The 1,961-nt window shown below is 36.8% G+C and carries 3 protein-coding genes; all 3 read right to left on the bottom strand.

Annotated features, from left to right (window positions below):
• Positions 1–272, bottom strand: a 272-nt coding sequence (locus tag ACR2F7_RS05225) for a hypothetical protein (RefSeq protein ID WP_432712534.1), incomplete at its 3' end; no start/stop codon positions are given.
• Positions 273–429: 157 nt separating this feature from the next.
• A complete protein-coding gene (locus ACR2F7_RS05220; RefSeq protein ID WP_432712533.1) occupies positions 430–1,395 on the bottom strand; it encodes a FecR family protein in 966 nt (321 codons plus the stop codon).
• Between the two features lie 94 nt (positions 1,396–1,489).
• The coding region (locus ACR2F7_RS05215) for a sigma-70 family RNA polymerase sigma factor (RefSeq protein WP_432712532.1) at positions 1,490–1,961 on the bottom strand (472 nt) is incomplete at its 5' end.

Genomic DNA, 1,961 nt, shown 5'->3' with positions numbered 1-1,961 from the left:
GGATCACCATCTTTAGCTGCAACCACGCGACCTTTTAGAATCACGTCTTTTTTATAGACAACAGACGCTAATGCCTTTTTCAAAATCACTTGTTTACCAACAATGTTATAGGCAATACCTTTTACAGTTAAAGGTTCAAGGGCAGAACTGATAGAAACCAATTTAACAGGTACTTCTAAGTTCATTTCCTTATTGATTTGTGTAGCATCATAAACAAAACTCACCTGGAAGGTTTGTTCAATTTGCTTAAGGTAATTCTCTAGTCTTTCCACTTTTAAGGACGACGGCTTAAGTCGTTCGGCCTTAACTAAGGTCACGCAGAAAATTGCAGAGCATAGTACAGCCATGAGGCTACACTGCAACAATCGAATGAATTTTTTGTAGTTTTTCTCCATAATTGTTAGTTGTGTTGGTTTGTTGATTATTTAGTTATAAACTCTTAATAGTAACAGTGTCTCCACTTGTTTCTACTTGTATATTGTAGGTCGCTTTTAATACATCCAGAATTTCTGTAAGTGTGCTTTCTTTGAAATTAGCATTGAACTTTTTTGCGGTATGTACCGTGTCATGCAAATTGATCTTTACACCGTAATATTCACTCAACTCCTTACATACATCTTGTAGAGGCATATCTACAAAATGAAGTTCTTTGGTTAGCCAGGAATTATCATTGCTGCCATCTGGCTGGGTCATGATATTTAAGGCGTAATTATAGGAGACCGATTGTCCGGCGTTTAGGATGGCTCCTTTGCTCACCTTGTTTGGTGTAAATCTTACGGTTCCAGTTGATACCGCAACATCGATCAGGGAATCTGTATACTTTATGTTAAACGAGGTACCCAATACACTTACTTTCGATTGGCCAATAGAAATGGTAAAGGGATGCTCAGGGTCCTTGCTGATCTTGAAGAAAGCTTTTCCCTTTATAAGGCTTATTTCCCTGGTTTTGCCTTTAAAATGATCAGGATATTTGATAATGGTATTTTGTGCAAGCATCACTTTTGATCCATCATTAAGCAGTATTGAATCAACCTGTGCATGGGTTTCCCTCACAAGTTCTTTAACGCCATAGCTAGTAGAATATAACCACACTCCGGCAATAACAAGTGCTGCCGTTGCGGCAACACCACTTAACCATTGATAGGACTTCTGAGGTTTTAAAACAACATGATCCTTTAACCGGGATTTGAAGTGATGAAGAGCTTGTACCTTATCTATCCGAGAAAGTACAGCTGTATCTGCTGCTTTTTCCCAAACGCTTTTGATTTCCTGAAAATATTTTTCATTCACAGGACTCTCTGCACGCAAGGAATTAACCTGATTGGCAAATACTGTATTTTCTGGTTCGTTGAGGTGATTCAGAATAAGGCTCTGAAATAACTGATTTTCTTGCAATTTGTCCTGTTTCTTTTTAGTTAAGACAAACAGCGGGCAAAAAACCCCTAGTCATTTTGCAAAAAGTTTTAATTATTTTGAAGAATAGTTAATATTAGTACAGGAATAAGGATAAAAGGGAAAAATACTTGGCCTTTGAGAGATTGGAATGCACACTGGTTTGTTGCAACATCCTTAATCTTAAAATTCTAAGGGCATTACTCATGTGATTTTCGACCGTTTTTTCAGATATATCCAATTGTAATGCTATATCTCTATATTTAAGTCCTTCTAGCCTGCTTAATTTAAAAACTTTCTGACATTTTTCAGGAAGCAGGTCTATTTCCCGATATAATTGCACAATAAGTGCATTTTGTTCATCAAGCACATCAATGTCATGATGACTATCGTGCTCAGCAATTTTCTCATGATGCTTTTCAATATTTCGCTGCCTATTTACTGCATTAATAGACGCATTGATAACACTACGGTACAAATAGGGTTTTAAAGAAATTATAGTAGGTAACAGGGCTTTATCTTCCCACAATTTAAGAAATACATCCTGCACAATTTCTTCGGCAATGGCT

Origin of the sequence: Pedobacter sp. (genome assembly GCF_045628745.1) — a bacterium.
Classification (GTDB): domain Bacteria; phylum Bacteroidota; class Bacteroidia; order Sphingobacteriales; family Sphingobacteriaceae; genus Pedobacter.
This window is presented reverse-complemented; position numbering and strand designations above follow the sequence as displayed.